Annotated in this window: 25 protein-coding genes; 4 read left to right on the top strand and 21 right to left on the bottom strand. The window is 55.7% G+C overall.

The annotated features are described in order from the left end of the window. Positions 1–14: 14 nt before the first annotated feature. A complete protein-coding gene (gene rpiA, locus WFN75_RS16060) occupies positions 15–674 on the bottom strand; it encodes a ribose-5-phosphate isomerase RpiA (protein ID WP_336996485.1) in 660 nt (219 codons plus the stop codon). A gap of 150 nt (positions 675–824) precedes the next feature. On the opposite strand from rpiA, the gene argP reads away from it, so the two are divergent. Beyond that, a complete protein-coding gene (argP, locus tag WFN75_RS16065; RefSeq protein ID WP_040074124.1) occupies positions 825–1718 on the top strand; it encodes a DNA-binding transcriptional regulator ArgP in 894 nt (297 codons plus the stop codon). Between the two features lie 49 nt (positions 1719–1767). Here argP and WFN75_RS16070 read toward each other — a convergent pair whose 3' ends face one another. Continuing rightward, complete coding sequence (locus WFN75_RS16070) at positions 1768–2511, bottom strand: oxidative stress defense protein (protein ID WP_040078397.1); 744 nt, start codon at positions 2509–2511, stop codon at positions 1768–1770. Between the two features lie 93 nt (positions 2512–2604). Continuing rightward, the gene (argO, locus tag WFN75_RS16075; RefSeq protein ID WP_336996486.1) at positions 2605–3240 is read right to left on the bottom strand and encodes an arginine exporter ArgO; all 636 of its coding nucleotides are present in this window, start codon (positions 3238–3240) and stop codon (positions 2605–2607) included. A gap of 158 nt (positions 3241–3398) precedes the next feature. Here argO and dctP point away from each other — a divergent pair, with 158 nt between their 5' ends. Continuing rightward, positions 3399–4451, top strand: coding sequence for a TRAP transporter substrate-binding protein DctP (gene dctP / locus WFN75_RS16080; protein ID WP_336996487.1), 1053 nt, complete (start codon positions 3399–3401; stop codon positions 4449–4451). A gap of 50 nt (positions 4452–4501) precedes the next feature. On the opposite strand, the gene WFN75_RS16085 is transcribed toward dctP, so the two are convergent. The 11 genes from WFN75_RS16085 to tkt form a co-directional block, all read right to left on the bottom strand. After that, entirely contained in the window at positions 4502–5362 is an 861-nt protein-coding gene (locus WFN75_RS16085; protein ID WP_046887126.1) for a small-conductance mechanosensitive channel MscS, read from the bottom strand. Between the two features lie 185 nt (positions 5363–5547). Continuing rightward, positions 5548–6627, bottom strand: coding sequence for a class II fructose-bisphosphate aldolase (fbaA, locus tag WFN75_RS16090; protein ID WP_040074120.1), 1080 nt, complete (start codon positions 6625–6627; stop codon positions 5548–5550). A gap of 89 nt (positions 6628–6716) precedes the next feature. Continuing rightward, complete coding sequence (pgk, locus tag WFN75_RS16095) at positions 6717–7880, bottom strand: phosphoglycerate kinase (protein ID WP_040074119.1); 1164 nt, start codon at positions 7878–7880, stop codon at positions 6717–6719. A 49-nt stretch (positions 7881–7929) separates the two neighbouring features. Continuing rightward, the gene (gene epd / locus WFN75_RS16100; protein WP_040074118.1) at positions 7930–8949 is read right to left on the bottom strand and encodes an erythrose-4-phosphate dehydrogenase; all 1020 of its coding nucleotides are present in this window, start codon (positions 8947–8949) and stop codon (positions 7930–7932) included. Positions 8950–9194: 245 nt separating this feature from the next. Then, positions 9195–9905: a nucleoside/nucleotide kinase family protein gene (locus tag WFN75_RS16105; protein WP_336996488.1), complete on the bottom strand. Its 711-nt coding sequence runs from the start codon at positions 9903–9905 to the stop codon at positions 9195–9197. After that, positions 9902–10411, bottom strand: coding sequence for an MltR family transcriptional regulator (locus WFN75_RS16110; RefSeq protein ID WP_040074116.1), 510 nt, complete (start codon positions 10409–10411; stop codon positions 9902–9904). Before WFN75_RS16110 ends, WFN75_RS16105 begins: the two co-directional genes overlap by 4 nt. A 15-nt stretch (positions 10412–10426) precedes the next feature. After that, entirely contained in the window at positions 10427–11398 is a 972-nt protein-coding gene (gene glpX / locus WFN75_RS16115) for a class II fructose-bisphosphatase (protein WP_336996489.1), read from the bottom strand. Next, on the bottom strand, positions 11395–12672 hold the full coding sequence (locus WFN75_RS16120) for a zinc-binding dehydrogenase (RefSeq protein WP_336996490.1): 1278 nt from the start codon (positions 12670–12672) through the stop codon (positions 11395–11397). Before WFN75_RS16120 ends, glpX begins: the two co-directional genes overlap by 4 nt. A gap of 21 nt (positions 12673–12693) precedes the next feature. Next, the gene (locus WFN75_RS16125) at positions 12694–14076 is read right to left on the bottom strand and encodes a PTS mannitol transporter subunit IICB (protein ID WP_336996491.1); all 1383 of its coding nucleotides are present in this window, start codon (positions 14074–14076) and stop codon (positions 12694–12696) included. A 27-nt stretch (positions 14077–14103) separates the two neighbouring features. Beyond that, entirely contained in the window at positions 14104–14547 is a 444-nt protein-coding gene (gene cmtB, locus WFN75_RS16130; RefSeq protein ID WP_286808089.1) for a PTS mannitol transporter subunit IIA, read from the bottom strand. A 344-nt stretch (positions 14548–14891) separates the two neighbouring features. Next, positions 14892–16883 carry a transketolase gene (tkt, locus tag WFN75_RS16135; protein ID WP_040074111.1) on the bottom strand — a complete coding sequence of 664 codons (1992 nt, stop codon included), beginning with the start codon at positions 16881–16883 and terminating at the stop codon, positions 14892–14894. Positions 16884–17156: 273 nt separating this feature from the next. Here tkt and WFN75_RS16140 point away from each other — a divergent pair, with 273 nt between their 5' ends. Both WFN75_RS16140 and WFN75_RS16145 read left to right on the top strand, forming a co-directional pair. Then, positions 17157–17915 (top strand): M48 family metallopeptidase, encoded by a 759-nt coding sequence (locus WFN75_RS16140; RefSeq protein WP_040074110.1) that lies wholly within the window; start codon positions 17157–17159, stop codon positions 17913–17915. A 343-nt stretch (positions 17916–18258) separates the two neighbouring features. Next, positions 18259–19527, top strand: coding sequence for an OprD family outer membrane porin (locus WFN75_RS16145; RefSeq protein ID WP_336996492.1), 1269 nt, complete (start codon positions 18259–18261; stop codon positions 19525–19527). Between the two features lie 126 nt (positions 19528–19653). Here WFN75_RS16145 and WFN75_RS16150 read toward each other — a convergent pair whose 3' ends face one another. From WFN75_RS16150 to WFN75_RS16180, 7 genes are read right to left on the bottom strand one after another with little or no spacing between them, the layout of a single operon-like run. Further along, complete coding sequence (locus tag WFN75_RS16150; RefSeq protein WP_336996493.1) at positions 19654–21294, bottom strand: thiamine pyrophosphate-binding protein; 1641 nt, start codon at positions 21292–21294, stop codon at positions 19654–19656. 13 nt (positions 21295–21307) lie between these two features. Beyond that, the gene (locus WFN75_RS16155) at positions 21308–22777 is read right to left on the bottom strand and encodes an aldehyde dehydrogenase (RefSeq protein WP_336996494.1); all 1470 of its coding nucleotides are present in this window, start codon (positions 22775–22777) and stop codon (positions 21308–21310) included. 9 nt (positions 22778–22786) lie between these two features. Then, positions 22787–23557 carry an aspartate dehydrogenase gene (locus WFN75_RS16160; RefSeq protein WP_336996495.1) on the bottom strand — a complete coding sequence of 257 codons (771 nt, stop codon included), beginning with the start codon at positions 23555–23557 and terminating at the stop codon, positions 22787–22789. Positions 23558–23566: 9 nt separating this feature from the next. Then, positions 23567–24361, bottom strand: coding sequence for an SDR family oxidoreductase (locus tag WFN75_RS16165; protein ID WP_040074105.1), 795 nt, complete (start codon positions 24359–24361; stop codon positions 23567–23569). Beyond that, the gene (locus WFN75_RS16170) at positions 24345–25115 is read right to left on the bottom strand and encodes an alpha/beta fold hydrolase (protein WP_336996496.1); all 771 of its coding nucleotides are present in this window, start codon (positions 25113–25115) and stop codon (positions 24345–24347) included. Before WFN75_RS16170 ends, WFN75_RS16165 begins: the two co-directional genes overlap by 17 nt. 9 nt (positions 25116–25124) lie before the next feature. After that, entirely contained in the window at positions 25125–25655 is a 531-nt protein-coding gene (locus tag WFN75_RS16175) for a cupin domain-containing protein (RefSeq protein WP_040074103.1), read from the bottom strand. A 10-nt stretch (positions 25656–25665) separates the two neighbouring features. Continuing rightward, positions 25666–26922: an MFS transporter gene (locus WFN75_RS16180; protein ID WP_336996497.1), complete on the bottom strand. Its 1257-nt coding sequence runs from the start codon at positions 26920–26922 to the stop codon at positions 25666–25668. Positions 26923–26947: the final 25 nt, after the last annotated feature.

Genomic DNA, 26947 nt, shown 5'->3' on the forward strand with positions numbered 1-26947 from the left:
CGCCCCCCACCAGATCATTTTGTGATGGTTTTGACGCCATCTGCGGTACCGATCAGCGCGACATCCGCGCCGCGATTGGCAAATAACCCTACCGTGACGACGCCCGGAAGCGCGTTGATCGCGTTTTCCATTGCGATAGCATCAAGAATTTCCAGACCGTGAACATCCAGAATCACGTTGCCGTTATCCGTAACCACGCCCTGACGGTATTCCGGACGGCCACCCAGCTTCACCAGCTCTCGCGCCAGAGCGCTGCGCGCCATCGGGATCACCTCAACCGGCAGGGGAAATGCACCCAGAATATCCACCTGCTTGGAGGCATCAGCAATACAGATAAACTTGTCAGCTACGGAGGCGATAATCTTCTCACGCGTTAGCGCCGCGCCGCCGCCTTTGATCATCTGCATATGACCATTGATCTCATCTGCACCATCGACATAGATCCCCAGACGATCCACTTCGTTGAGATCAAAAACGGTGATGCCCAGGCTTTTCAGTTTTTCGGTGGAGGCGTCAGAGCTAGAAACCGCGCCCTCGATCTGGCCTTTCATCGTCCCCAGCGCATCAATAAAGTGTGCTGCGGTCGACCCCGTACCCACGCCAACAATGGTGCCCGGCTGCACATACTGGAGAGCGGCCCATCCTACTGCTTTTTTCAGTTCATCCTGTGTCATGATCTCATGCCTGTGGTGTCAATGCGTGACGCGCATTATAGAGCAAACACCTTGCCGGTGTGATCGGCGCGGTCACCAATTTCGTCTGTATCAAACATAAATTTATGTCATAGTGCGACGTAATGAATTTCCTGGGAGCCAGCCAAAGCAATGAAACGTCCGGACTACAGAACACTTCAGGCGCTTGATGCCGTTATTCGTGAACGCGGTTTTGAACGCGCGGCGCAAAAGCTGTGCATTACGCAATCCGCCGTATCACAACGTATCAAACAGCTGGAGAACATGTTCGGGCAGCCGCTGCTGGTTCGTACCGTACCACCGCGCCCAACCGAACAGGGGCAGAAGCTGCTGGCGTTGTTGCGTCAGGTTGAGCTGCTTGAAGAGGAGTGGCTGGGTGACGAGCAGACCGGCTCTACCCCGCTGTTGCTGTCGCTGGCGGTAAACGCCGACAGTCTGGCGACATGGCTGCTGCCCGCGCTGGCGCCGGTCTTATCCGATTCGCCCATTCGTCTGAACCTGCAGGTTGAAGATGAAACCCGCACCCAGGAGCGCCTGCGTCGCGGGGAAGTGGTAGGCGCAGTCAGTATCCAGCCTCAGGCGCTGCCAAGCTGCCTGGTAGACCAACTGGGGGCGCTGGATTACCTGTTCGTCGGGTCAAAAGCTTTTGCCGACCGCTATTTCCCGAACGGCGTGACCCGTGCCGCGCTGCTTAAAGCCCCTGCCGTGGCGTTCGACCATCTGGATGATATGCACCAGGCATTTTTACAACAGAACTTCGACCTGCCGCCAGGCAGCGTGCCGTGCCATATTGTTAACTCGTCAGAGGCCTTTGTGCAGCTGGCGCGTCAGGGCACCACCTGCTGTATGATTCCACACTTGCAGATTGAGAAAGAGCTGAACAGCGGCGAGCTTATCGACCTGACGCCTGGCCTCTATCAGCGCCGGATGTTGTACTGGCACCGTTTTGCGCCGGAAAGCCGCATGATGCGCAACGTGACGGATGCGCTGCTGGCCCACGGGCATAAGGTATTAAGACAGGATTAAACGTGAAAACCCTCTCCGGCTGGAGAGGGTTTAAGTGAAGCGTAAATCGTTACTGCGCTTTAGCCGCCGTATCCTGCTGCTGACCCTGCGCAGGCTCAAGCTGGAACACCACATCAACCTGATCATCAAACTGAATCGTTGGCTGCTCGTAGGTTTCCTGTGCGGAGACCGGTGCTGAATCGGCCTTCATCATACGAACCATCGGGCTCGGCTGGTAGTTAGAGACGTGGTAACGAACGCTGTACACTGGCCCCAGCTTGCTGTTGAAACCGGAAGCCAGCTGCTGCGCCTGACGCACGGCATCATCAATCGCCGCTTTACGTGCTTCGTCTTTGTATTTTTCAGGTTGCGCAACGCCCAGTGAGACGGAGCGAATCTCGTTCAGCCCCGCTTTCAGCGCGCCATCCAGTAGAGAGTTAAGTTTATCGAGCTGACGCACGGTCACTTCCACCGTACGCACTGCACGGTAGCCTTTCAGAATGCTTTTACCGTTCTGGTAATCGTAATCTGGCTGGGTACGCAAGTTGGCTGAGTTGATATCCTTTTTACCTACGCCGTTCTGCTCAAGGAAAGAGAGATATTGCGCAACACGGTCGTCAGCCTGCTTCTTGGCTGTCGCGGCGTCTTTTGCCGCCACGTTCACTTCAATGGCCAGGGTGGCGATATCCGGTACCGCATCCACGCTTGCCGTACCTGAGGTAACAATATGCGGGCTGTCAGGCAATTCGCTAGCCTGAACAGATACGGCGGCAAAACCCATTAATGCCGCCAGGGCGATTGCATTCAACTTCACTTTCATTCCTCCATGCTGCGAAAGAGTGCCCATGTAACAGGGCGCATGCCAGCAAGCTTAGCGGCTGCTGGCCTATTGTCCATAAGACAACGCTTAGTTGAATAGTTCACGCACGTGATAAATACCCTCTTTCGCCAACTGGAAGGCGATAAACCACATCACCAGCCCCACCAGGATGTTGATAATGCGCTGGGCTTTGGTGGTGCGCAGTCGCGGAGCCAGCCAGGCGGCGAGCAGCGCCAGACCGAAGAACCACAGGAATGAGGCGCTAATTGTCCCCAGCGCAAACCAGCGCTTCGGCTCTACGTCGAGCTGTCCCCCCAGACTGCCCAGTACGACAAAGGTATCAAGATAAACGTGCGGATTAAGCCAGGTGACGGCCAGCATAGTGACAATCAACTTCCAGCGTCCCTGCTTCATTACCCCGGCGGTCGCCAGTTCCAGATTACTGCTCATCGCGGTTTTCAGGGCGCCAAAGCCATACCAGAGTAAAAACGCCACCCCGCCCCAGGTCACCAGCGCCATCAGCCACGGTGACTGCATTAACAGGGCGCTGCCGCCAAAGATCCCCGCGCAAATGAGCAGCAGATCGCTCACGGCACATAGCAGCGCAATCATCAGGTGATACTGGCGACGTATCCCCTGATTCATCACAAAGGCATTTTGTGGGCCGAGGGGAACTATCATGGCCGCACCTAGAGCAAGCCCTTGAAAATAATAGGATAACATTCTTAATGTCTCATACTGTTGTCTTAAGTGCAGACTATACTGCGAGAGCGTCATTAGTTGAAATTGATATTATTAATTGTTAATTAAAATAATTAATGGTGGCAGTGATTATTGTATAACAGAATCAATTCCGTTTATTTAACTCACCAGGGATTGGTATGAAACCTCATCGTAGATTGCTTTGTCTGTCGTTAGTTCTCACTGCCCTTTTCATGTCCTGCGCTGTTGGCCATGCGCAAACTGTGTTGCGCTACACCGATCACGAACCCTATGGCAACATGCGAACACGAGCCATCAACGAGATTTTTTTCCATGCAGTTGAGCGTGAATCTCAGGGAAAGGTAAAAATAGAAGCTCACTGGGGAGGTGAGCTCTCCACCAGCTACAATGCGCTTACCACCGTTGCCGAAGGCAAAATAGCGGATATGGGTATTGTGGTTCCGGAGTATTCACCCGCCCAACTCCCTCTGCACCAGATATTCAAAAGCTTCCCTGTTGGGCCGGATACGGGCGCAGCTCAGGTCGCCTTTTTTAAACACATATTTTTGCAAAATCCACAGTTCAGCCGCGAACTGAACAACAACAACCTGATCAATCTGCAATTTTTCCTGGGCTATCCAGCCGGATTTTTCAGCACGGTACCGTCGCTACGGTTCGATGCGCTGGAGGGAACCCGCTGGCGCACAGCCAGCTTTTGGCACCAGGCGTGGCTCAGGAACGCGGGAGGAACGCCAATCTCAATGCCCTGGAACAACAACATTAGCGGGGCGTTGCGCAGCGGGCAGCTTGATGGTCTTCTGGTAAATCTTGATAGCGCCTGGAACATTCAGGTCCAGCGCGCAGCGCCGTGGGTAAGTTACTCTCCCGCGATGTGGCTGGGACATGTTTATCTATTAGCGATTAATAAAGAGGTGTGGGCGGCGCTGGATGCAAAAGATCAGGCTGCCATTCAACGGGCGGCGGCATCAACGGAAAAGCAACTGGGCACGCTACTCGACAAGAGTGTTCGTTCCCTGGGTAAGCGGATGGCAAAAGAGGGGGCTCACCTTCACATCCTGAGCCATGCAGAGCTCGCGCGTTGGCAGGAAGCCACGAATTATCAACAGGTACAGGCAGAATGGATCCAGATTCAGGAAGAGAAAGGCAATAAAGATGCCGCTCTGATAATGCGTGCCGTGGGATTAGCGCTTAAGGATGCCTTGCAAAAATAGCCTTTAAACGACGCCCCCGCGATGCGTGGGCGTCATTAGACGGGTGTCAGTTACTCACTCGCGTTCTCTTTCACTCGCTTAAAGTTAACGTCCATCTGCGGATATGGGAAGCTAATACCATTGGCATCGAAATCACGTTTGATGCGCTCCAGTACGTCCCAGTAAACGCTCTGCAGATCGCTGCTGTTACTCCAGACACGGACCACAAAGTTAATTGATGAGGCGCCCAGTTCGTTGAGACGCACCGTCTTTTCACGATCGTTCAGAATACGATCGTCGGAGTCGATGATGTTGGTGAGCAGCTGTTTCACTTTATCAATATCGGAATCATACGCGACACCAATAATAAACTCGTTACGACGTACCGGTTCGCGTGAGAAGTTGATGATGTTATTAGCGATGATTTTACCGTTCGGGATGACCACGATACGGCCATCTACGGTACGCATAGTGGTAGAGAAGATCTGCACCTGCAATACCGTACCTGCCACCCCACCCAGATCAACATACTCGCCGGAGCGGAACGGGCGGAAGGTCACCAGCAGCACGCCAGCCGCCAGGTTCGACAGGGAGCCCTGCAACGCCAGGCCAATCGCCAGACCGGCGGCACCCAATACGGCGATAACCGATGCCGTTTGCACCCCGACGCGGCCAAGCGCGGCGATCAGCGTAAAGGCAATAATACCGTAACGAACCAGCGCGGAGAGAAAGTCCGCAACCGTGGCATCAATGTGACGCGCGCGCATTACGCGGTTAACCGCATTCGAAATGATTCGTGCGACAATCATCCCGATGATGATGATCGCAATCGCCGCAACGATGTTTACCGCATAACTCAGCAGTAGCGCCTGGTTACGCACCAGCCAGGAGCCAGCGTTATTGATGCTATCTACAACACCGAGATCTTCCATTTATCTATCCTTATGCTCATTCAACGTCAGAACCCTCCCACAGAGGGACAGGCAAGTGAGTAAAGGGTAAACAAAAAGCCAGGGTTTTGCCAAACAGATCACAAAATCAGGATTTACAGCTTATTGAAAAAGCATAAAAAAAGGCCCGCACAGGCGGGCCTTTCTGAGGCTGTTAGCAGCGCAAATTACAGAACGTCAACCGCGTTCAGCTCTTTGAAGGCCTGCTCCAGACGCGTCACCATGGATGACTGGGCAGCACGCAGCCATACGCGCGGATCGTAGTATTTCTTGTTCGGCTGGTCTTCGCCTTTCGGGTTACCCAGCTGACCTTGCAGATACGCTTCGTTGGTTTTGTAGTACTGCAGGATACCGTCCCAGGTTGCCCATTGGGTATCGGTATCGATGTTCATTTTGATCACGCCGTAGCTGACGGAATCTTTGATTTCCTGCGCAGAAGAACCGGAACCGCCGTGGAAGACGAAGTTCAGGCTGTTGTGCGGCAGGTTGTGTTTCTTAGAAACGTATTCCTGAGAATCACGCAGGATGGTCGGGGTCAGAACCACGTTACCTGGTTTGTAAACGCCGTGCACGTTACCGAAGGACGCTGCGATAGTGAAGCGTGGGCTGATTTTGCTCAGCTCGGTGTAAGCGTAATCAACATCTTCTGGCTGAGTGTACAGGGCAGAAGCGTCCATGTGGCTGTTGTCCACGCCGTCTTCTTCACCACCGGTGCAACCCAGTTCGATTTCCAGAGTCATGTCCATTTTGGCCATACGCGCCAGATATTTGGAGCAGATCTCGATGTTCTCTTCCAGAGACTCTTCAGACAGGTCGATCATGTGAGAAGAGAACAGTGGCTTGCCGGTAGCTGCGTAGTGTTTTTCACCCGCATCCAGCAGACCATCGATCCACGGCAGCAGTTTCTTCGCGCAGTGGTCAGTGTGCAGGATGACTGGAACACCGTAATGTTCAGCCATCTGGTGCACATGGTGTGCACCAGAGATAGCACCCAGGATAGCCGCGCCCTGAGGAACGTCAGTTTTCACGCCTTTACCTGCGATGAACGCAGCACCACCGTTGGAGAACTGAACGATAACCGGTGCTTTAACTTTCGCAGCGGCTTCCAGTACGGCGTTGATGGAGTCGGTACCCACGCAGTTAACAGCAGGCAGAGCAAAGTTGTTTTCTTTAGCTACCTGGAACACTTTCTGAACGTCATCACCGGTGATTACGCCAGGTTTTACGAAATCAAAAATTTTAGACATGTTGCGAGTCCTGTATCTTCGGCCTTGGAAAGGGATGCGTGCTTTAAAGCGCGCTAATAATTGGGCAGGTTACCCTGCCCTTAAATGGCTTACTTCTTCGCGCGCTCTTCGAGCATTGCTACTGCCGGCAGAACTTTGCCTTCCACGAATTCGAGGAATGCGCCGCCGCCAGTGGAGATGTAGGAGATTTTGTCGGAAATACCGAACAGGTCGATTGCCGCCAGGGTGTCACCACCGCCTGCGATGGAGAACGCTTCGCTGTCAGCAATCGCGTTAGCCACGGTTTCAGTACCTTTACGGAAGTTCGGGAATTCGAACACGCCAACCGGGCCATTCCACAGAATGGTTTTGGCGTTTTTCAGGATCTCTGCCAGACGCTGTGCAGAGACGTCGCCGAGGTCCAGAATCTGCTCTTCATCTTTAATGTCAGAGACAGATTTCAGGGTCGCGGTCGCGGTTTCAGAGAACTCGGTCGCCACGCGAACGTCGGTTGGAACCGGGATATCGCAGGTAGTCAGCAGGCGTTTCGCTTCATCAACCAGATCGGCTTCGTACAGGGATTTACCCACGTTGTGGCCCTGGGCCGCGACGAAGGTGTTTGCGATACCACCGCCAACGATCAGCTGGTCCGCGATTTTGGACAGAGAGTCCAGAACGGTCAGTTTGGTAGACACTTTAGAACCGCCAACGATAGCAACCATCGGACGTGCTGGTTCTTTCAGGGCTTTACCCAGTGCTTCCAGTTCGTCAGCCAGCAGTGGGCCTGCACAGGCGACATCAGCGAATTTACCGATACCATGGGTAGAGGCTTGCGCGCGGTGAGCGGTACCAAAGGCATCCATAACGAATACGTCACAGAGTGCAGCATATTTTTTGGACAGCGCTTCGTCGTCTTTCTTTTCGCCTTTGTTAAAGCGAACGTTTTCCAGCACTACCAGCTCGCCTTCAGCCACTTCAACGCCATCCAGGTAATCTTTTACCAGGCGCACCGGGCTGGACAGTTTGTCTTTCAGGTAATTAACAACCGGCAGCAGAGAGAACTCTTCGTTGTACTCGCCTTCGGTCGGACGACCCAGGTGGGAAGTTACCATCACTTTAGCGCCTTGTTTCAGGGCCAGTTCGATGGTCGGCAGAGAAGCACGGATACGCGCGTCACTGGTCACTTTGCCGTCTTTAACCGGTACGTTCAGATCTGCACGGATGAAAACGCGTTTACCAGCCAGATCCAGATCGGTCATCTTAATTACAGACATGGTGAATCCTCTCGTTGATTCTTAAAGTTTTGCAGGCGCTTTACGCGCCTTACCTGAAACCTTTAGCGGCCATTGCTAACGTGGTGTCGAGCATCCGGTTAGCAAAGCCCCATTCGTTGTCGCACCAGACCAGCGTTTTGATTAAGTGCGCTCCACTGACCCGCGTTTGGGTGCCATCGACAATGGCACTGTGCGGATCGTGGTTGAAATCAATTGAGACCAACGGTAATTCCGTATAGTCAACTATACCATGAAATGCTTGCTGTGCCGCTTTTTGCAGCAACAGGTTGACTTCACAGGCTTTTACCGGTTTTTTCACGGTAACGCTGAGGTCAATTGCCGTCACGTTGATGGTCGGTACGCGCACGGCAATGGCTTCAAAACGGTCGTTAAACTGCGGGAAAATGCGCGAAATACCGGCGGCCAGTTTGGTATCTACCGGGATAATCGACTGGCTCGCAGCACGCGTGCGTCGCAGGTCAGGATGATAGGCATCAATAACCTGCTGATCGTGCATGGCAGAGTGGATTGTGGTGACGGTACCCGACTCGATGCCATACGCATCATCTAACAGTTTAATGACCGGAATAATGCAGTTGGTGGTGCAGGAAGCATTGGAGACAAGGCGGTGTTCAGCTTGCAGTTCATGGTGATTCACACCAAAGACCACAGTAGCATCGAGATCGTTGCCGCCAGGATGAGAGAAAAGAACCTTTTTCGCGCCCGCCGCAAGATGCGCTTCGCCATGCTCGCGGCTGCCGTATACGCCGGTGCAGTCGAGCACCACATCTATGCCCAACTCGCGCCAGGGCAGCGCATCAAGGCTGCGTTCATGCAGAACCCGAATGGCATCGTCACCGACAAAAAGCTGCTCTCTTTCCTGACGAACGTCCCAGGCAAAGCGCCCATGGCTGGTGTCATATTTCAACAAATGCGCCATGCCAGCAGCATCGGCCAGTTCATTGATTGCCACCACGGTGATTTCCGCACGGCGCCCGGATTCATATAAAGCACGAACCACGTTGCGTCCGATGCGACCGAAGCCATTAATCGCTATGCGTACGGTCATAAGTCTCCTGCAAGGCTATCCTTGATTCGAGGTGGCTGACAGAGTAATGCAGCGACGCTCAGAGGGGAATGCTTGCCTGTCACAAACTGCAACTGATTGGTCATTTGTCGAACACATAATCGACTGAAACGCTTCAGCCAGAATAAGCGAAACGTGGAATAAAAGGAACGTTCCATCGGAGTGATTCGCCATTTATCTGACTTGCGTCACATTTTCTCCGTTAAAAGCGCGTCCAATTATTCCAGTCAGGCAAACCTGTATTCCCCTGCTGCCGTCATCTGCAATACCACATCAGCCTGACGACTCTGGCTAAGCACACGATCGACGTTTGGCCCATCTGTGCGCAGATAAAATGCCTGCGCCTCGTCTGGTGATAACCCCCCTGCTATCTTGCGCTGCACCAGCCGTTCACGCAGCGCCGATGGCGGGGCTGTGATAAATACCGATAAATCACAAAATACCTCCAGTGCTTTCCATTTTTCGTCATCAAGCAGGAGCCAGTTGCCTTCAACGATCGCAATACTCGCCGTTACCGTAATAGCCGCTTCGACAGGATCGTGTTTTTGTCTGTCATACTGCGGCCAGCGTGCGATTGGCTCGCGAAGCTGAGCCAAATTTGCGGCAAGTTTATCAACGTTAAAGGTCTCCGGAGCGCCTTTAAACGTGCGTAAATGGTTGGCGTCCAGCCAGGCGTTGTAGTGATGGAAACCGTCCATCGGCAGCGTCTGGATGCTGGGCAGGTCGGGGGCTTGCCGGGAGAGGTACTCCCAGAACGTTGTGAGCGTCGATTTACCTGTCCCCGGGGGGGCGCTGAGGAAAACAACGGTTCTGGATCGCGGGTTCTCCCTGTGTCGCTTCGCTATGTGCTGTAGCAAGGGAAGATGTACGTTTTGGATTTCATCATCTGAATACTGAGCGTCAACCGGTAATCCATTCACCGTCAGGCTAATTTTCACGGGTCTAATTCCTTAAGTATTGCCGTTATCGCCAGCGTCATTGCCGTTTTGACCATGCCCGTAAACCGCACTTCAGACCACGCGGCAAAGTCAGCAAACTTCATCGACTCAAGGGCGTTAAATAAGGTGGCATTGCGGGTAATGCTATTCACGTTGCTGATGAAATCCCAGGTGATGTCATCTGCAAAACCCGGGATCTCTTTTTGCTCCTGAAGATAGTGATAGAACTGCGAGAAATGGGTGATATCGGCATACAACCATTTCTCCATTTTCCCCAGGGCAAAAATCAAACGCAGCGCCACGGTAATATCGTCTAACGGCCCGCTTTGCGCGAGTAACGGCTTCACTGCATATTCCACAATTTCTTCATCATTATTGACGAACAACGACGGCAGAAAACGTCTGATACCCAGCAGCAAGATCTCATTTGCTTTTGCCATAAACGCGAGTAAATCCGTCTGAGCATCCAGTTGCTCAATTACGTCGTCTTCGATTAGCGTCGTCATTTGTTTCTCGATAAATCACCATGAATGCAGAGAGTCTATAATATTACACGTCCGGTCCGCGCCGCCGATGAGTAAAGTTTGCGTGCGCACGCCGTCCGTCACCTGTTGAATGCCATTGACGAGATCGCCTCCGGTCACGCTCGTGGCGGAGAAAATAACGTCCTCGCCTGCAACGAGTTCGCCCAGTGAGTAGACGCGGTTTATTATCACGCCCATTGCTTCACAGCGCAGGCGTTCGCTGGCGGCGATACGATGATTCTCTTCCGACTCCCCTTTCGCCTGACAAAAGTCGATAAGCTCTGCCTGCATATCTCCCCCCAGTGCCGCGACCGCACAGGCGGAGATCACCCCTTCTGGCGCGCCACCGAGGGTATACATCACATCGTACTGATTATCCCGCAGACAGGTCATTACGCTTGCCGCCACGTCTCCGTCGGGTAAGGCAAAGACCTTCACGCCAAGAGCGGTTGCTTCATCAATGGTCGCCCGCATTCGGGGCTTATCGAGCGTGACCAGCCGCAATTTGTCCAGTGGTTTATCCAGCGCCTGCGCCACGTTACGTAGATTGTCGACCAGCGGTAAATGGAGATCGATGGCCCCCTTCGCCAGCCGGTTCACCACCAGCTTTTTCATATACATATCGGGGGCATGCAGCAAACTCCCCGCTGGCGCAAACGCCATTACCGCCAGGGCATTGTTTTGCCCCATCGCCACCATCCGGGTGCCTTCGATAGGATCAACCGCAATATCCACGCGAGGCCCGCAGCCCTGTCCGACCTCTTCGCCAATCCACAGCATTGGCGCATGGTCAATTTCACCCTCACCAATAACAATGCGGCCACGTATCGGCATATTGTTGAGAGACTGACGCATTGAGCTTACCGCCAGTCCGTCGATTTTATTTTTGTCACCGCACCCGATTTGAGGCCAGGCAGCAAGCGCCGCCTGCTCCGTTGTGCGAAACAGCGGCCAGGCAAGCGACATCATGCCAATGCCTCCCCGGTATCAACGCCAAAGTGCGCCAGAAGATATTTTTCTGCCTGCTCATTCCAGATGCCATGCGTTTCGGCAACCAACCTGGCCAACGCGTTAAACAGCGGGTCGGTCTTCCCTTTCTCGGCAAAATCGGCAATCGCCGTCAAAGGCATGGTCACGCCGTTGTAGATGAGCTTTTTCCCCCCCGGAATGTTGGGCAAATTGAGGACAGTTTCAGGTACCGCATCCAGCCCGCCGATATGTGTCACCATAAAGGAGGGTTGCAGTTTCCCTGAGGCGCTAAGCGCTATTGCTTCTTTCATATCGTCAGTTGAGCCACCTGAGGTGCCCACCACGTGCGTGCTGTTGTAATGCACGTTATAAAAGTTGAAGGGAACCTTGAAGGCTTTATCCGTAGGGCCGGCGAAGAAGTTAAGGCAGCCATCCTCCGCCAGCAGTTCATCGGCCATCTCAACCACTGACGCAACCGCTGCATAGACAAAGACGTCGTCAAAACCGACATCGTTAGTCAGCGCGCGCAATGCCTCCGCAGGATTTTCCATACCCGACGTGTTGATATAAATGAGCTCAATGCCCTTTTGGGCCGCCAGTTCAACGGGTAATAGTTTACGGGCCTGCGCCAGGCGAGTTTCATCAATATCAACCACCACAATACGAGCAGGCTGAATACCGCCGTTAATGGCGTAATCTATTGCACCAATTCCCATCGGCCCGGCACAGGCCAGCAGGGCCAGATTACCACCGGGCTTTATTCCCATTCGATGTTCGTAGACATACTGCGTGGTATGGTAATTCGCTTTATAGGCGCCAATAATGCAACAGGTTGGCTCCGCCAGCGATGCGGCGGCAAAATAGGAGCCGCTATAAGGTAATACGCAGCCCAGATTTACCGCTATTTCCGGAATAATCATATAGGTCGCGTTGCCACCAAAATACTCATAGCTATACCCGGCCGAATAACCGCTCGGCAACCCCATGGCGGGTTGTAAAACAAAACGCTGTCCTTTTTTATATTTTCCGGCCAGTTTTTTCCCTACCTCAACAATAACGCCTGCACATTCGTGCCCGGTAATAACGGGATGGTTTTCTAAATCATCCGGTACGCGTTTATGATCGCTTCCCAGCATTGCCGCTTTCCAGGTAGATAAACAGACGCTATCCGAAATAACGCTCACCAGTAATTCATTATCGGTAATCGCAGGCAGTTCGAATTCGCGTAAACGTACATCACCCTTACCGTATATCGCGGCGACTTTTGTTTTCATGATAAACCTCTATGAATTTGATTAGATTTCAGCAGTGAGTTTTTTGAACAGCACATCAAGCTGTGGGTCGCCGATATAATTATTAATAAGAATGAGCGGTTTTTCTGATACTCGTTTTACGCGCCCTTCAAGACTGGCGTGCGTCACCACCATATCCGCATCGGCGGGAATATTTTCAATGGCATAATGTTTTACCTCGATAACAAGACCACTCTTCTCAAGCCGTTTACGGAATGTTGTCGCGCCCATTGCGCTTGATCCCATTCCTGCATCACATACAAAAGCAATTCGCTTAACGTTCTTAAGAGAAAATGTGCCCGCCTGCTTCATGGATTTCATCGCCTGGGTTGATTCCGTAAAGCGATCTTCCTTTTCCGTTTCCACGGATTTTTCCATTTTCAAAATCAATGAGGTCACGGCGAAGGTCACCAGGGTCCCTACGGCAACACCCGCGAGGGTGGCGATAAATGACCCCTTCGGCGTTAAGGCGAGATAGGCAAAAATGGATCCTGGGCTCGGTCCAGCCACCAGTCCGCCGCCGAGCACATTAAAGGTCCAGGTGCCAGCCATCCCCCCTGCAATCATGCCTATCAGCGTCAGGGGTTTCATCAGGACATACGGGAAATAGAGTTCATGAATGCCGCCAAGGAAATGAATGATCATTGCTCCGGGCGCCGAGCGCTTACTCATCCCCTTGCCAAAGAAGGAAAACGCGAGGAGCAAGCCGAGCCCTGGCCCAGGGTTAGAGGCCACCATAAAGAAGATGGACTTACCCTCTACGGAAGCCTGCTGCATGCCCAGCGGATAGTAGACTCCCTGATCGATAGCATTATTCAGGAACAGAATTTTGGCCGGTTCATTAATTACCGATAACAGAGGGAGATAGCCCGCATGCACCAGCGCCTCGATGCACTCTTTAACAAAGGTATTGGCAATCAGAACCGCCGGGCCAATCACTTCAAATCCGAGCAGGCAAAGCAGCATGCCCGAGATACCGAGTGAAAAATTGTTGATCACCATCTCAAAACCGGCCGGGATGCGTTTCTCTAAAGCCCGGTCGATCTGTTTAATGATCAGCCCCCCTAGCGGTCCCATGATCATGGAGCCCAGGAACATCGGGATATCCGCGCCCACGATCACCCCAATGGTGCCGATGCCCCCCATTACCGCGCCACGTTTTCCGCCAATCAGATGCCCCCCGGTGGAACCAATCATCATCGGCAGTAAATAGGTAATCATCGGACCGACTATTTTTGCGAAATGCTCATTGGGTAGCCAGCCTGTAGGAATAAATAACGCAGTAATGAATCCCCAGGCAATAAAGGCGCCAATATTAGGGATGACCATCGCCGTTAAAAAGCCACCAAAAGCCTGGACTTTAGCGCGAGCAGACTTATTTTCCATAATAGTATCCTGTAAAGGAAAGCGTGATTAAGCGTTAGCAATAATATCGGTGAGTTGTTTTTCTGTATCACAATCTAACAAAGACGTTAAGTTTTCTTCCTCTGATAATAACTCACTGAGGGCCTGGATTGCCTCAATATGTGAATCTGCGTCAGCCGCCGATAACCCGATTAATAGCTTTACAGGTTCATCATTATTATCGAACATGACTCCTTGCTTTAATAAGGTTAAAGACATGCCTGTTTTTAATGCGCCATGTTCTGGTCTGGCGTGGGGCATCGCAACACCGGGAGCCAAAATATAATAGGGTCCGTTATGCTGCGTTGTATCTTTAATGGCCTGAATATATTGCGCGTTGACATAACCATTTTTTAGCAATGATGCCATACTGTGATCAATGGCTTGCTGCCAGTTATCAGCGGAATGTTTTATCTTTATTGATTCATCGGGAAAATAACTTATAAGTCGCATAATCACCCTCTTATTTTAGGTTCGGGCTGAACGTAAAAATAAAATACGCGGGGAAATGCTTTAAGGCAAATTAAGCAAATACGAAAGGTCAATACTAATGGAAAAAATAAAAACGTTATTAAACAATAATTTGTGAAGATAATTTAATTTTGCAACTGTTTAAATGGGATCTTCACTGCAGATATACAAAATACCTATTATTAAAATTTGTGATAAAAATCAAGTTTCAGCTATTGCTTCACATTTAATTCGTGATCTTAGCCATAAAAAAACCAGGCGACTTTTGGTCTGCCTGGCTTTGGGATTTCAGCCCCGGGCGTATAACGCGCCGGGGAAAATATCAATTACAGCAACGCCTTCGCTTTCGCGACTACGTTCTCAACGGTGAAGCCGAACTCTTCGAACAGCTGCTCCGCTGGTGCAGACTCACCGAAGGTGGTCATACCAACGATAGCGCCGTTCAGGCCCACGTATTTGAACCAGTAGTCTGCGATACCGGCTTCCACCGCCACGCGAGCGGAAACCGCTTTAGGCAATACGGATTCACGGTATGCCGCATCCTGCTTGTCGAACGCATCAGTAGACGGCATGGACACCACGCGCGCCTTCACGCCTTCGGCAGTCAGTTTTTCCCATGCCGCTACGGCCAGCTCAACTTCAGAACCGGTAGCGATGAAGATCAACTCAGGCTGGCCTGCGCAATCTTTCAGTACGTAACCACCACGCGCGATGTTAGCCAGCTGCTCAGGAGTACGCTCCTGCTGTGCCAGGTTCTGACGGGAGAGGATCAGCGCGGTCGGGCCGTCCTGACGCTCAACGCCGTATTTCCACGCTACCGCGGATTCAACCTGGTCACATGGACGCCAGGTAGACATGTTAGGAGTTACGCGCAGGGACGCTACCTGCTCTACCGGCTGGTGAGTTGGGCCATCTTCGCCCAGACCGATAGAGTCGTGGGTGTAGACCATCACCTGACGCTGTTTCATCAGCGCAGCCATACGCACGGCGTTACGCGCGTACTCAACGAACATCAGGAAGGTTGAGGTGTACGGCAGGAAACCACCGTGCAGGGAGATACCGTTAGCAATCGCGGTCATGCCGAATTCGCGCACGCCGTAATGAATGTAGTTACCGGCAGTGTCTTCGTTGATTGGCTTAGAGCCGGACCAGATAGTCAGGTTAGACGGTGCCAGGTCAGCGGAGCCGCCCAGGAATTCTGGAAGCCAGGGACCGAACGCTTCAATCGCATTCTGAGACGCTTTACGGCTCGCGATTTTAGACGGATTAGCCTGCAGTTTAGCGATGAATTCGTTGGCTTTCGCGTCGAAATCAGATGGCATTTCGCCTTTCATACGACGGGTGAATTCAGCGGCTTCCTGTGGGAAAGCTTTCGCATAGGCAGCGAATTTCTCGTTCCATGCGGACTCTTTCGCCTGACCCATTTCTTTCGCATCCCACTGTGCATAGATCTCAGACGGGATTTCGAAGGCAGGATGTTTCCAGCCCAGCGCTTCACGGGTCAGCGCAATTTCTGCGTCGCCCAGCGGCGCGCCGTGGGAGTCATGGGTGCCAGCTTTATTCGGGGAACCGAAACCAATGATGGTTTTGCACATCAGCAGGGATGGTTTATCCGTCACCGCACGTGCTTCTTCTACTGCGCGTTTAATCGAGTCAGCATCGTGGCCATCAACGCCACGCACCACGTGCCAGCCGTAGGCTTCGAAACGGGCTGCGGTATCGTCAGTGAACCAGCCTTCAACGTGACCATCGATAGAGATGCCGTTGTCATCGTAGAACGCAACCAGTTTGCCCAGCTTCAGGGTACCGGCCAGGGAGCACACTTCGTGAGAAATGCCTTCCATCATGCAGCCGTCACCCAGGAATGCGTAGGTGAAGTGGTCAACGATGTCATGGCCCGGACGGTTAAACTGCGCTGCCAGCGTTTTTTCGGCAATCGCCATACCGACTGCGTTAGCAATACCCTGACCCAGCGGGCCGGTGGTGGTTTCTACGCCCGCGGTGTAACCCACTTCCGGGTGACCTGGAGTTTTAGAATGCAGCTGACGGAAGTTTTTCAGCTCTTCGATTGGCAGATCATAGCCAGTGAGATGCAGCAGGCTATAGATCAGCATTGAGCCGTGGCCGTTGGACAGCACGAAGCGGTCGCGGTCAGCCCATGCTGGGTTCTGCGGGTTATGGTTCAGGAAATCACGCCACAGGACTTCGGCAATATCAGCCATGCCCATCGGGGCACCCGGGTGGCCAGATTTGGCTTTTTGTACTGCGTCCATGCTCAGCGCACGGATAGCATTTGCAAGCTCTTTACGTGAAGACATTTTGACTCCAGATCGGACTGTTAAAGGCCATACCCTTGACGACAGCGCGTTTTGGGCTACGCCGGAAAAAAGTGCCAACAATGTAACCCAAGCGACAAAGCATGTACATGGACCATTCTTTTGCCTGTTAAGAAATCTCTGGAACACGCTCGCATGTTGCGCAATCTTCTCGCCCGGCGTGATTTATATTCTTTATACTGAGTGAAACTCCGGCTTCGCTGCCCTGGAGTACTTTCAGAATTTATCGAATTCAACGAGTACGGAAGCAACATAATGAAAATGCGTGCAATAGTGCTGGCTCTGGGTACCACTCTGCTTTTGAGTGGCTGTCAGAACATGAACTCCAACGGTCTGATGAGCTCCGGTGCCGAAGCCTTTCAGGCCTACAGCCTGAGCGATGCTCAGGTTAAAGCCCTCAGTGATGAAGCCTGTAAAGAGATGGATGGCAAAGCCACCGTTGCGCCGGCTAATAGCACCTACTCGCAGCGTCTGACCAAGATTGCTTCCGCACTGGGCGATAACATCAACGGCCAGCCGGTAAACTACAAGGTATACATGGCGAAAGACGTGAACGCCTTCGCGATGGCGAATGGCTGTATCCGCGTCTACAGCGGCCTGATGGATATGATGACCGATAACGAAGTCGAAGCGGTGATCGGCCATGAAATGGGTCACGTGGCGCTCGGTCACGTGAAGAGAGGCATGCAGGTTGCGCTGGGCACCAACGCCGTGCGCGTGGCCGCCGCTTCTGCAGGCGGCATCGTCGGTAGCCTGTCTCAGTCACAGCTGGGCGATCTGGGCGAAAAACTGGTGAACTCTCAGTTCTCACAGCGTCAGGAGTCAGAGGCCGATGACTACTCCTACGATCTGTTGCGCAAACGCGGCATCAACCCATCCGGTTTAGCCACCAGCTTCGAAAAACTGGCCAAACTGGAAGAGGGTCGTGCAAGTTCTATGTTTGACGATCACCCGGCCTCCGCAGAACGTGCACAGCATGTACGCGACAGAATGGCGGCTGACGGCATTAAATAAAACAAAAAGGAGGCGATATCGCCTCCTTTTTATTTCGCACCAATTGCCAATATTACCGCACAGATTGTTAATATTCCCTGATAGCAATCAAAGCGGGTTATTCGATATTTCAGCCTGTCTCAGTGAAATATATTAAGAGCAAATGACTCTGCCATTTTTATCGCTGCCTGTATCCCTTCTGTCGAAATATAAAATAGTCTACCCCCTGCGCCGGAGAACCACGCGGCCAGTGGCCCGGCGCGTTACAGCGCGTCACATAACCATTGCAATCATTTATCTTTCAGGTAACTATCAAATACGCAGCAACGCAATTTGATATTATTTAGAAAGAGAAGTTCCTTCCGTGAAAAAAGAATTATCGTTAATCGCATTAGGTTTATTTTCGGCCCTTCCCGCCGTTGCAAGCCAGCAATCTGACAGCCAGGGTTTTATTGACGACAGCCATCTGGACCTGTTTTTCCGTAACGCATACATCAGCCGCGACTACCATCAAAGCCAGAAGGACAAGGCCGAATGGGGTCAGGGAATCGTTGCGACCTTTGAATCCGGTTATACCGAAGGGCTGGTAGGCTTTGGCGTCGACGGCATTGCGCAGTACGGCGTGCGTCTCGACGGTGGCCGCGGCAAGAGCGGCGCGGGCGGTATCGACTTCTTCAGGCAGGAAGATGATGGCCGCGCGAAGTCCGAACTGGCAAAATTTGGCGCGACCGCCAAAATGCGCATCTCCAATACCGTGCTGAGCTACGGCAGCCAGCGTCCTGCGTTACCGATTGTCACCTCCGACAGCTCGCGCCTGCTGTTCGAAAGCTATACCGGCGCGCTGTTAACCTCTAAAGAGATCGACGGTCTGGAAGTTAACGCAGGTTACTTTACCGACGAGCAGCGTAAGAGTGACGATCGCCACGATAGTGGTCTGAAGAGCCTTACCTTCGGCGGCGCAAGCTATCAATTTAACGATCAGTTCAGCGGCGCGCTGTACGCCTCTCACAATGAAGAGGTGATGAACAAGCAGTACCTGGGTCTGAACTTCAAACAACCGTTCAGCACTGGCCAACAGCTGGTACTCGACTTTAACGGCTATAACTCTCGTCTGGATCAGGGCTATGCCAACGACCTCAACACCGGTCGCAGCAATAGCATCTGGAGCCTGGCGGCCAGCTATATCTGGGACGTTCATACCTTTAAGGTGGCGTACCAGCAGAGCAGCGGCAGCACCGGTTATCACTATGGTAGCTATCGCGATCGCGACGGCGTGGGCGACGGCGGCAACACCATCTGGCTGGCGAACTCCTACTGGTCTGATTTTAATGGTGAAGACGAACGTTCGTGGCAGGCCTCTTACGGTCTGGACTTCGCTGGCCTCGGCTTACCGGGTCTGAGCTGGACCACGGCCTACGTGCGTGGCGATAACATCAAAACATCTGAAACCAGCAACGGTAAAGAGCACGAGTGGTTCAACCAGGTGCAATACCAGGTACAGGATGGCCCCGCAAAAGATCTGAAGCTGAAACTGCGCTATTCCGTCCTGCGCGTCTCCAGCAACGCCAGCGACTATAACGTCGGCGGCAACGAGCTTCGCGCTTACGTGGAATATCCGTTTAACGTGTTTTAAGTTTGTCCCCCCTCACTCTAACCCTCTCCCAAAGGGAGAGGGAACGCGATCACCCTCTCCCTTTGGGAGAGGGTCGGGGTGAGGGGAATTGACCCGCACCTCAGCTAACGTTGCTATATCCTCTAATCAATACAGCGACTTCTGCGGCGGCCCGGCAAACTTCAGCGCGCCAATCTGCCCCATGCGCACCTCTACCACCGACGGCCCCGGCATTGACAGCGCCTCCGTCATCACCGCGTCAAAATCCTCGGCCCGCTCCACGCTCCACGCCTGCAGGCCAATCGCCTGCGCCAGCAGGGTAAAGTCCGGCGTATGCAGTTCGTTGTAATACTGACGCCCACCGAAATACTTATCCTGGATCCCGCGCATTACGCCATAGCCGCCGTCGTTCATGATCAGCAGCGTCACGTTCGCTTTCTCCTGGGCAAGCGTTGCCAGTTCACCCAGATTAAGGCTCAGGCCGCCGTCGCCCACCAGTCCCACCACCTTGCGTTGCGGGTTGGCAATCGCGGTGCCGATCGCCATCGGCAGCCCCATGCCAATCGCCCCCGCCAGAGAGTGAATGTTCATCAGCGGGCCGTTAGCGCGGAACAAACGGCTGCCCCACAGGCTGCCGGAAACGGTGATATCCCGCACCAGCAGGCCGTCGTTCGGCAGGGCGTTGTCGATAGCATCGTTCAGCCTGGCATAGGCGCCGCACTGCTCGCGCAGCCCCTGCTCTGCTGTTGCCACCGCCTGCTGAACCTGCCCATCCCACTGGGCATTGCCCCATTCGCGCCCCTGCGCTTTGTTCGCCAGCGCCGTCAGCAGCGCAGAACAGTCGGCGACCAGGGTGTTATCCATTAGATAGTTACGGCTCGCCGCCGCCGGATCGATATCAATCTGCACGCGGGGATGCGGCAGCTCGAGCGTCCATGAGCGGGTTTCGTTACTGCGCAGGCGCGAGCCTGCCACCAGCGTAAAGTCGCACCGGGCAATTAGCGCCTCGACCGACGGTGAATTATGAAACGCCCGCAGGCTGGCGCGATGGCTGTCCGGCAGCACGCCGCGTGCGTGGGTGCTGGAGATCACCGTAACGCCCGCATCCGCCAGCTTTTGCACGGCCTCAGCACTTCCCAGCGCCCCCCCGCCCAGCCACAGCAGAGGCTGTTTCGCCTGCTTAAGCTGCGCCCAGAGCGCCTCGACCGCAGCCTTATCAACGGTGTCCGGCGCGGTGGATTTTACCGGTGCCGTCACCAGCGAGGCCGGGATCTTCGCCCCCTGAATATCAATCGGAATTTCCACCGAAACCGGCCCGCACGGCGGCGTCTGCGCCTCCTGAATGGCCTTATGGAGAATAGCGACTGCCTGGTGAGCATTGCTGATGCGCCAGGCCCGTTTCGAGCTGGCCTTGAGGAAGGTCAGCTGATCGCGGGTTTCGTGGATAAACCCGGTGTCGGCATCCAGCCAGGCTTTTTCGACCTGGCCGGTCAGGTGCAGCAGCGGCGTACAGGCGTTCATGGCTTCCACCAGCGCCCCCACCGCGTTGCCCGCCCCTGCGCCGGTGCTGGTCAGCGCCACGCCAAGGCCGGAAAAGCGTCCGTGGGCGTCGGCCATGGTGACGGAACCCGCCTCGCCGCGCGCGGGCACAAAGCGGATGTTGCCCCGCTGCCCCACCGCATCCGCGATTGGCAGGTTGTGGATAGAGATGACGCCGTAGATGGCCTCAACCTGATACTGCTCCAGCGTTCTGGCGATGGCGTCGCCGACGGTTATCATTTCGCTCATTGCTCACCCTTTCTCAGTCGCACCAGTGGTTGACGCTATTACCCGTCGCCAGATAAATGCTCTTTTGCTGCATCCAGGCTTTCAGCCCCTGAATGCCCTTTTCGCGGCCCAGACCGCTCTCTTTAAAGCCCCCAAACGGGGTCGAAATCGCAAACACTTTGTAGGTGTTGATCCACACGGTGCCTGCTTCCAGTTGCTCGCTCAGGCGCAGGGCGCGTCCGGTATCGCGCGTCCAGATGCCCGCCGCCAGGCCGTACACCGAGTCGTTGGCCTCGCGGATCAGCGCCGCCTCGTCACTGAACGGCATCGCCACCAGCACCGGGCCGAAGATCTCCTCCTGACAGGCGCGGGCGGCGTTGGTCAGCCCCTCGATAATCGTTGGCTGGAAGAAGCTGCCGCCAGCAAGCGCCGGATCGGCCGGGATCTCCCCGCCGCACAGGACGCGGCCCCCTTCGCGTTGCGCCAGCTCTACGTAGGCCTGCACGCTCTGACGATGTTTGTCGTTAATCAGCGGTCCGATATGTGTACCGTCGGCAAACGGATGGCCGACGCGCAGGCCGCGCGTGAGTTCCAGCAGCCGCGCCATCAGCGGAGCGTAAATGCTCTCGTGGATAAACAGCCGTGAACCGGCAATGCACGCCTGCCCCGCCGAGCTGAAAATGCCGTAGCAGATCCCGCGCGCGGCCTGCTCGACGTCCGCATCGTCCAGCACAATGGTCGGGGATTTTCCGCCCAGCTCCAGCGACGCCGGGATCAGCTTTTCCGCCGCCACGTGCGCCAGATGCCGCCCCGTGGTCGTGCCGCCGGTAAAGGAAATTTTCCGCACGCGAGGGTGGCGCGCCAGCGCGTCGCCAATCACTGAACCTTTGCCTGGGAGCACGCTCAGCAGCCCGGCGGGCAGCCCGGCCTGCTCAAAAATACGCGCCAGCTCCAGCGCCATCAGCGGCGTGGCCTCGGCAGGTTTGAGGATCACCGCATTTCCGGCGGCAATGGCCGGGGCAACCTTCTGCATTTCGCTGGCAATCGGTGAATTCCACGGCGTGATGGCCGCCACCACGCCGAGTGGCTCGTAGCGGCTCAGCGTCAGGAGATCGGGCTGGCGTGGGGTGGGAAGTTCGCCTTCCAGCAGTTCGCAGGCGGCGGCGAAATAGCGCGCCGTGCCCGCCGCACTCATCACCAGACCACGCGCTTCCGCCAGCGGCTTGCCGTTATCGCGGCTCTGCATCTGCGCCAGTTCATCGACGCGGGATTCAATCAGATCGGCCACCTTGTGCAGGATCTTCGCCCGCATATGCGGCAGGCGGTTGCGCCAGTCCGGATCGCGCCACGCGCGTTCGCCTGCCTCGATGGCATCTTCCAGATCGTCCAGGCTTGCGGCGTTAAGCGTTGCGTTGATTGAGCCATCCGCCGGGAACTGGCTCTGCATCAGGTTGCCGCCGCCATGGCGCCAGTGACCACCGATAAAAATCTTCAGATCGTCCATCGTGACTCCTCAGCTCAGGGCCAGCTCGCGGCAGGCGCGCACCGCGCTCAGTGCCGCCAGGGTGGAGGTTTTGGGGTTGCTGGCAAGCGGCAGGCCGCTCAGCTCCAGATGAAACTCACCAAACAGCCCTTCGACGTGCAGCGTATGGGTGTTGCGCGTCGTCGCCGGGTCGACCATCAGTTGCACGCGGGTGTCATCCATCCCGACGCCGCCGAGCGCCACGGTCGCCGCCACGTTGGCGTTAGCCGGGAACAGCCGCGCCGCCTCGCGGGCGCTGCCCTCAAAGAACACCTGCGCCTGCGACACCGCGTTAAGATCGATAAGCTGCTCGGCGTAGCTGCCGCGCCAGCTGGCCGGGCTTTTGCGCGACCGATAGGTCACACGCTCCAGGCCGCCCTCTCTGGCGGCGGAGAGCCCGTCGATGCCCGCCACCGCGCCGGAGAGCAGCGTGAGTTTTCCGCCCGCGCTAAGCAGACGCTGTTCCAGCGCGCTGTCCGCCAGCGCGCCGGTGGATATCACAGCCAGATGCCAGCCGCGATGCAGTATCTCTTCGCCGTACTGCGCCACTGCCTGTTGGCTGGCGCACTCCAGCACCAGATCGGGCGCTTCAGCGCAGTCTGCAGGCGAGGCCAGCGCCGCCACCGCACCGCCGAACTGCGCGCGAATGGCCTCGTGGTGGGCCTCGCGCGCCACGATCCAGCCGATGCTGACGCCATCAGGCAGGCGCTCAATCACCGCCTGCGCCATCGCGCCAAAGCCAATTAACATGATTTTTTTCATGATGCGTCCTTACAGGTGACGGCAGAAGCCGCCGGAAACGTCCAGCGCGGCACCGGTGGTAAACGAGGCCAGCGGCGAGGCGAGGAACAGCAGCGCCTGTGCGGGCTCCTGCGGCTTGCCGAGGCGCGCCATCGGTATGCCCCGCTTGCGCGCAATATCCGCCGTCCATTCCGGCCAGCTCTGGCTTTTATCCGTCCGGTTTTCAAAGCGGCGCTGCCACTGGCCGGACTCCACCATGCCGAGCAAAATGGAGTTGACGCGAATACCTTTGCCCACCAGCTCTTTAGAGAGCGTCAGCGTCATATTCAGCAGCGCGGCGCGGGCGGCGGAGGTGGCGATCATGTGCTCCTCCGGCTGCAACGCCAGCAGGGAGTTGACGCAGGTAATCGAGGCGATATCGGACTGCTCCAGCAGAGGCTGAAACGCCTGCACCGGGTTGATTACCCCAAACAGTTTCAGTTCGGCTTCGTGCAGCCACGCCTCGCGCGGGGTGTCGTTGAAGTGCGCCACGTAGCCCTGCCCGGCGTTGTTGATCAACATATCCGCCGCGCCAAAGCGCGCCTGAACCGCCTGCGCGAAAGCCTGCACCTCATCGGCGTTGAGCACGTCGCAGCGGTAAGCGAAGATCTCTCCGTCGGGGTAGTCGTTTTGCAGCGCCGCATGCGCACTGGCGAGCCGGTCCGGATCGCGGCCGCAGAATGCCACTTTTGCCCCCTCGCCCAGCAGCAGGCGCAGCGTTTCAAAGCCGATGCCGGACGATCCGCCGGTGACTACCGCTACGCGACCATCAATGTGTGCATTCATCGCCTATCTCCTGGTGAATACGTAAAAGCTGTTGGTTAAAAAACGCCGCGTTATCGAGGTAGCTGGCGTGCCCGGCCTGGGGAATAGAGGTAAACGGCATGCCGTAGCGCAGCGCCAGCCCCTGCACCTGCTCGGGTTGGGTGATGGCATCCTGCTCGCCGCACCAGGCTTCAAAGGTGCCCGAATAGCGCGTCAGCCAGCCGTGGATATCGTCGTGGGCCAGCATCCACGCGGCGGCGAGATAGCCTTCCGGGCGCAGGGCGCGCATGCCCGTCGCAACGGTCGCGATATCCTCCACGCGCGCGCCGGGGCGCAGCAGCTTCGCCGCACGGGTCTGGGCGAGAATGTCGCCGCCCAGCGCGATCTGCTGCTCGCGGTTGCGCCACACCTGCTCGCGCTGCTCCGGCGCGGCCTGGCCGTAGCCCTGCGCCGCGTCCGCCAGCACCAGATGCAGCACGCGTTGCGGAAACTTCGCGGCAAAGGCGCTGGCGACCAGCGCCCCCAGCGAGTGCCCGACCAGCACCGTCTGCCAGACGCCCGCACGATCGAGCATCGCCGCCAGCGCGTCGGCGTAATCGCCCGCGTTCGCGCGTTCGGTCGAGAGCATCGGGCTTTCGCCATACCCGGGCATGTCCCACGCCAGCACGCGAAAACCGCTCAGCGCCATCTGCTTATGCCAGGAGGCCGCGCCGGAGCTGATACCGTGCAGCAGCATCAGCGGCGTGCCGCTTCCCTGTTCGCGAAAGCCCGTCATACTGCCTCCTTACCCGCGCTTCACTTTAGAGAGCGGGTGATCGGCCGGATAGGTTGGGATTTCCGGCTTGTTGGTTCCCAGCATTACGCACATCAGCGCCTCTTCTTCGCCGTGGTTAAACAGCCCGCGGTAGATGCCTGGCGGAACGGAGATCAGGTCGCGCTCGCGCAGCACGGTTTCGGTGTAGTTGTCGCCGTCCTGAATCATCAGGGTGATCTGCCCTTTGAGCATGAAGAAGACCTCTTCCACGTCGTCGTGCAGGTGCAGCGGCCCTTCGCACTTCGACGGCAGTACCATGGTGGAGAAGGTGAAGTGGTCGGCCTGAACGGTATTGGTGTCGTTCGCCACGCCGGTTGCGCCGGTGCCGATATAGCGCATCTGCGCGCGGCGGTATTTCGGGTCATAGTCGGCCTGGAACTTCAGGGCGTTCCAGTCATACTTGCGGCCTTCAAAGCGCGCAATGCGCGACTCGACCCACTCTTCCATGGTCAGATGGTCAGGCTTAATGCCCGGTTTTGCAGTTACGGTTGAATCAGTCATGACACTCTCCTCAGTAACGTCTCAGCAGCGGCAGTAACAGGACGCAGCCCACCGCCGCCATCACCGCCAGAAAAATCAGCCCGGAATCCATGCTGTGGGTGAAGGCGATAAGCGCTCCCATCACCGCGGGCGACAACGCCCCGGCAAAGTTTCCCAGCCCGTTGAAAATGCCGCCCGCCGTCGCGCTCACCCGGGGATGGGTAGCCTTCGCCAGCAGGGCGAAAATGTTCGGCGCACCCGTGCCCCACATAAAGGTGCTAAAGCTCATCGCCGCGATAATCGTCAGGGGCGTATCAAGGTGCATCACCGCCGTCAGCCCGACAGCTGCTCCCGCCATGGAGATAAAACAGGCCGCCGCCCGCTTATCGACGCGGTCCGAAAGCCAGGCGCCAATCACCTCGCCCGCCAGCATGGCGATAAACGGCATCGACGACAGCCAGCCCGCGTGCTCCAGATGAATGCCCTTGCCCTTGATCAGGTAGCCCGGCAGCCAGCCGTTGATCCCCCACAGATAGGTGAGAAAGGCGACGTTAAAGACGCAAATTACCCAGAAGTGCGGGCTGACAAACAGCTCGCGCCGCGCCGCACGCCGCTCGTCCCGTGATGCCTGCGTAGTTGTTGGTTTCACGTCGAGGCGAATACCGCGCAGGCCTATGCGCACAAAGATCAGCACCGGCACGGTGAGCATCGCCATGACAAAGAAGGTGCTTTGCCAGCCGAAAGTGTTGAGCAGCCAGAGGGAGAGCGGGAAACCAATTGCCGCGCCCACCGGCGTACCGAGCAGCCACAGCATGGTGGCGCGCGCCTGCAGATGTTGCGGGAAGTTATGGCGCACGATGGCGAACGCCAGCGGGAACAGCGGCCCTTCGGCGATGCCCAGTAGAATGCGCAGAACAATCATCACCGTGTAGTTATGGGTGAAGCCCATCGCCACCATCAGCACGCACCACACCGCCATCATCCCGGTGAGCAGGCGCAGCGGCGGGATTTTGTCCCCCAGCCCGCTGAGCAGCACCGATGAAAAGCCGTAGCTCAGCAGAAATGCACTCATCAGGATGCCGAGGCGCGTGGTGTCAAAATCGATCCCCATCGCCTGCTGGAAATGGCTATCGGAAAACAGTGCCGCGATACTGATTTTGTCGAAAAACGCCAGCAGCACGCAGGCCAGCAGCGACAGCGGGATAGCCCAGCGTACGGCTTTTTCAGGCGTACGGGTTCCCTCGCCGCTCGCCTCTGAGGGCGCGGCGTTGGTCTCGAATGTGGTCATGTCTCCCCCTACGGGTGCGGGTTAG

It is taken from the genome of Leclercia sp. UBA7405 (assembly GCF_037152215.1).
Taxonomy (GTDB): domain Bacteria; phylum Pseudomonadota; class Gammaproteobacteria; order Enterobacterales; family Enterobacteriaceae; genus Enterobacter; species Enterobacter pneumoniae.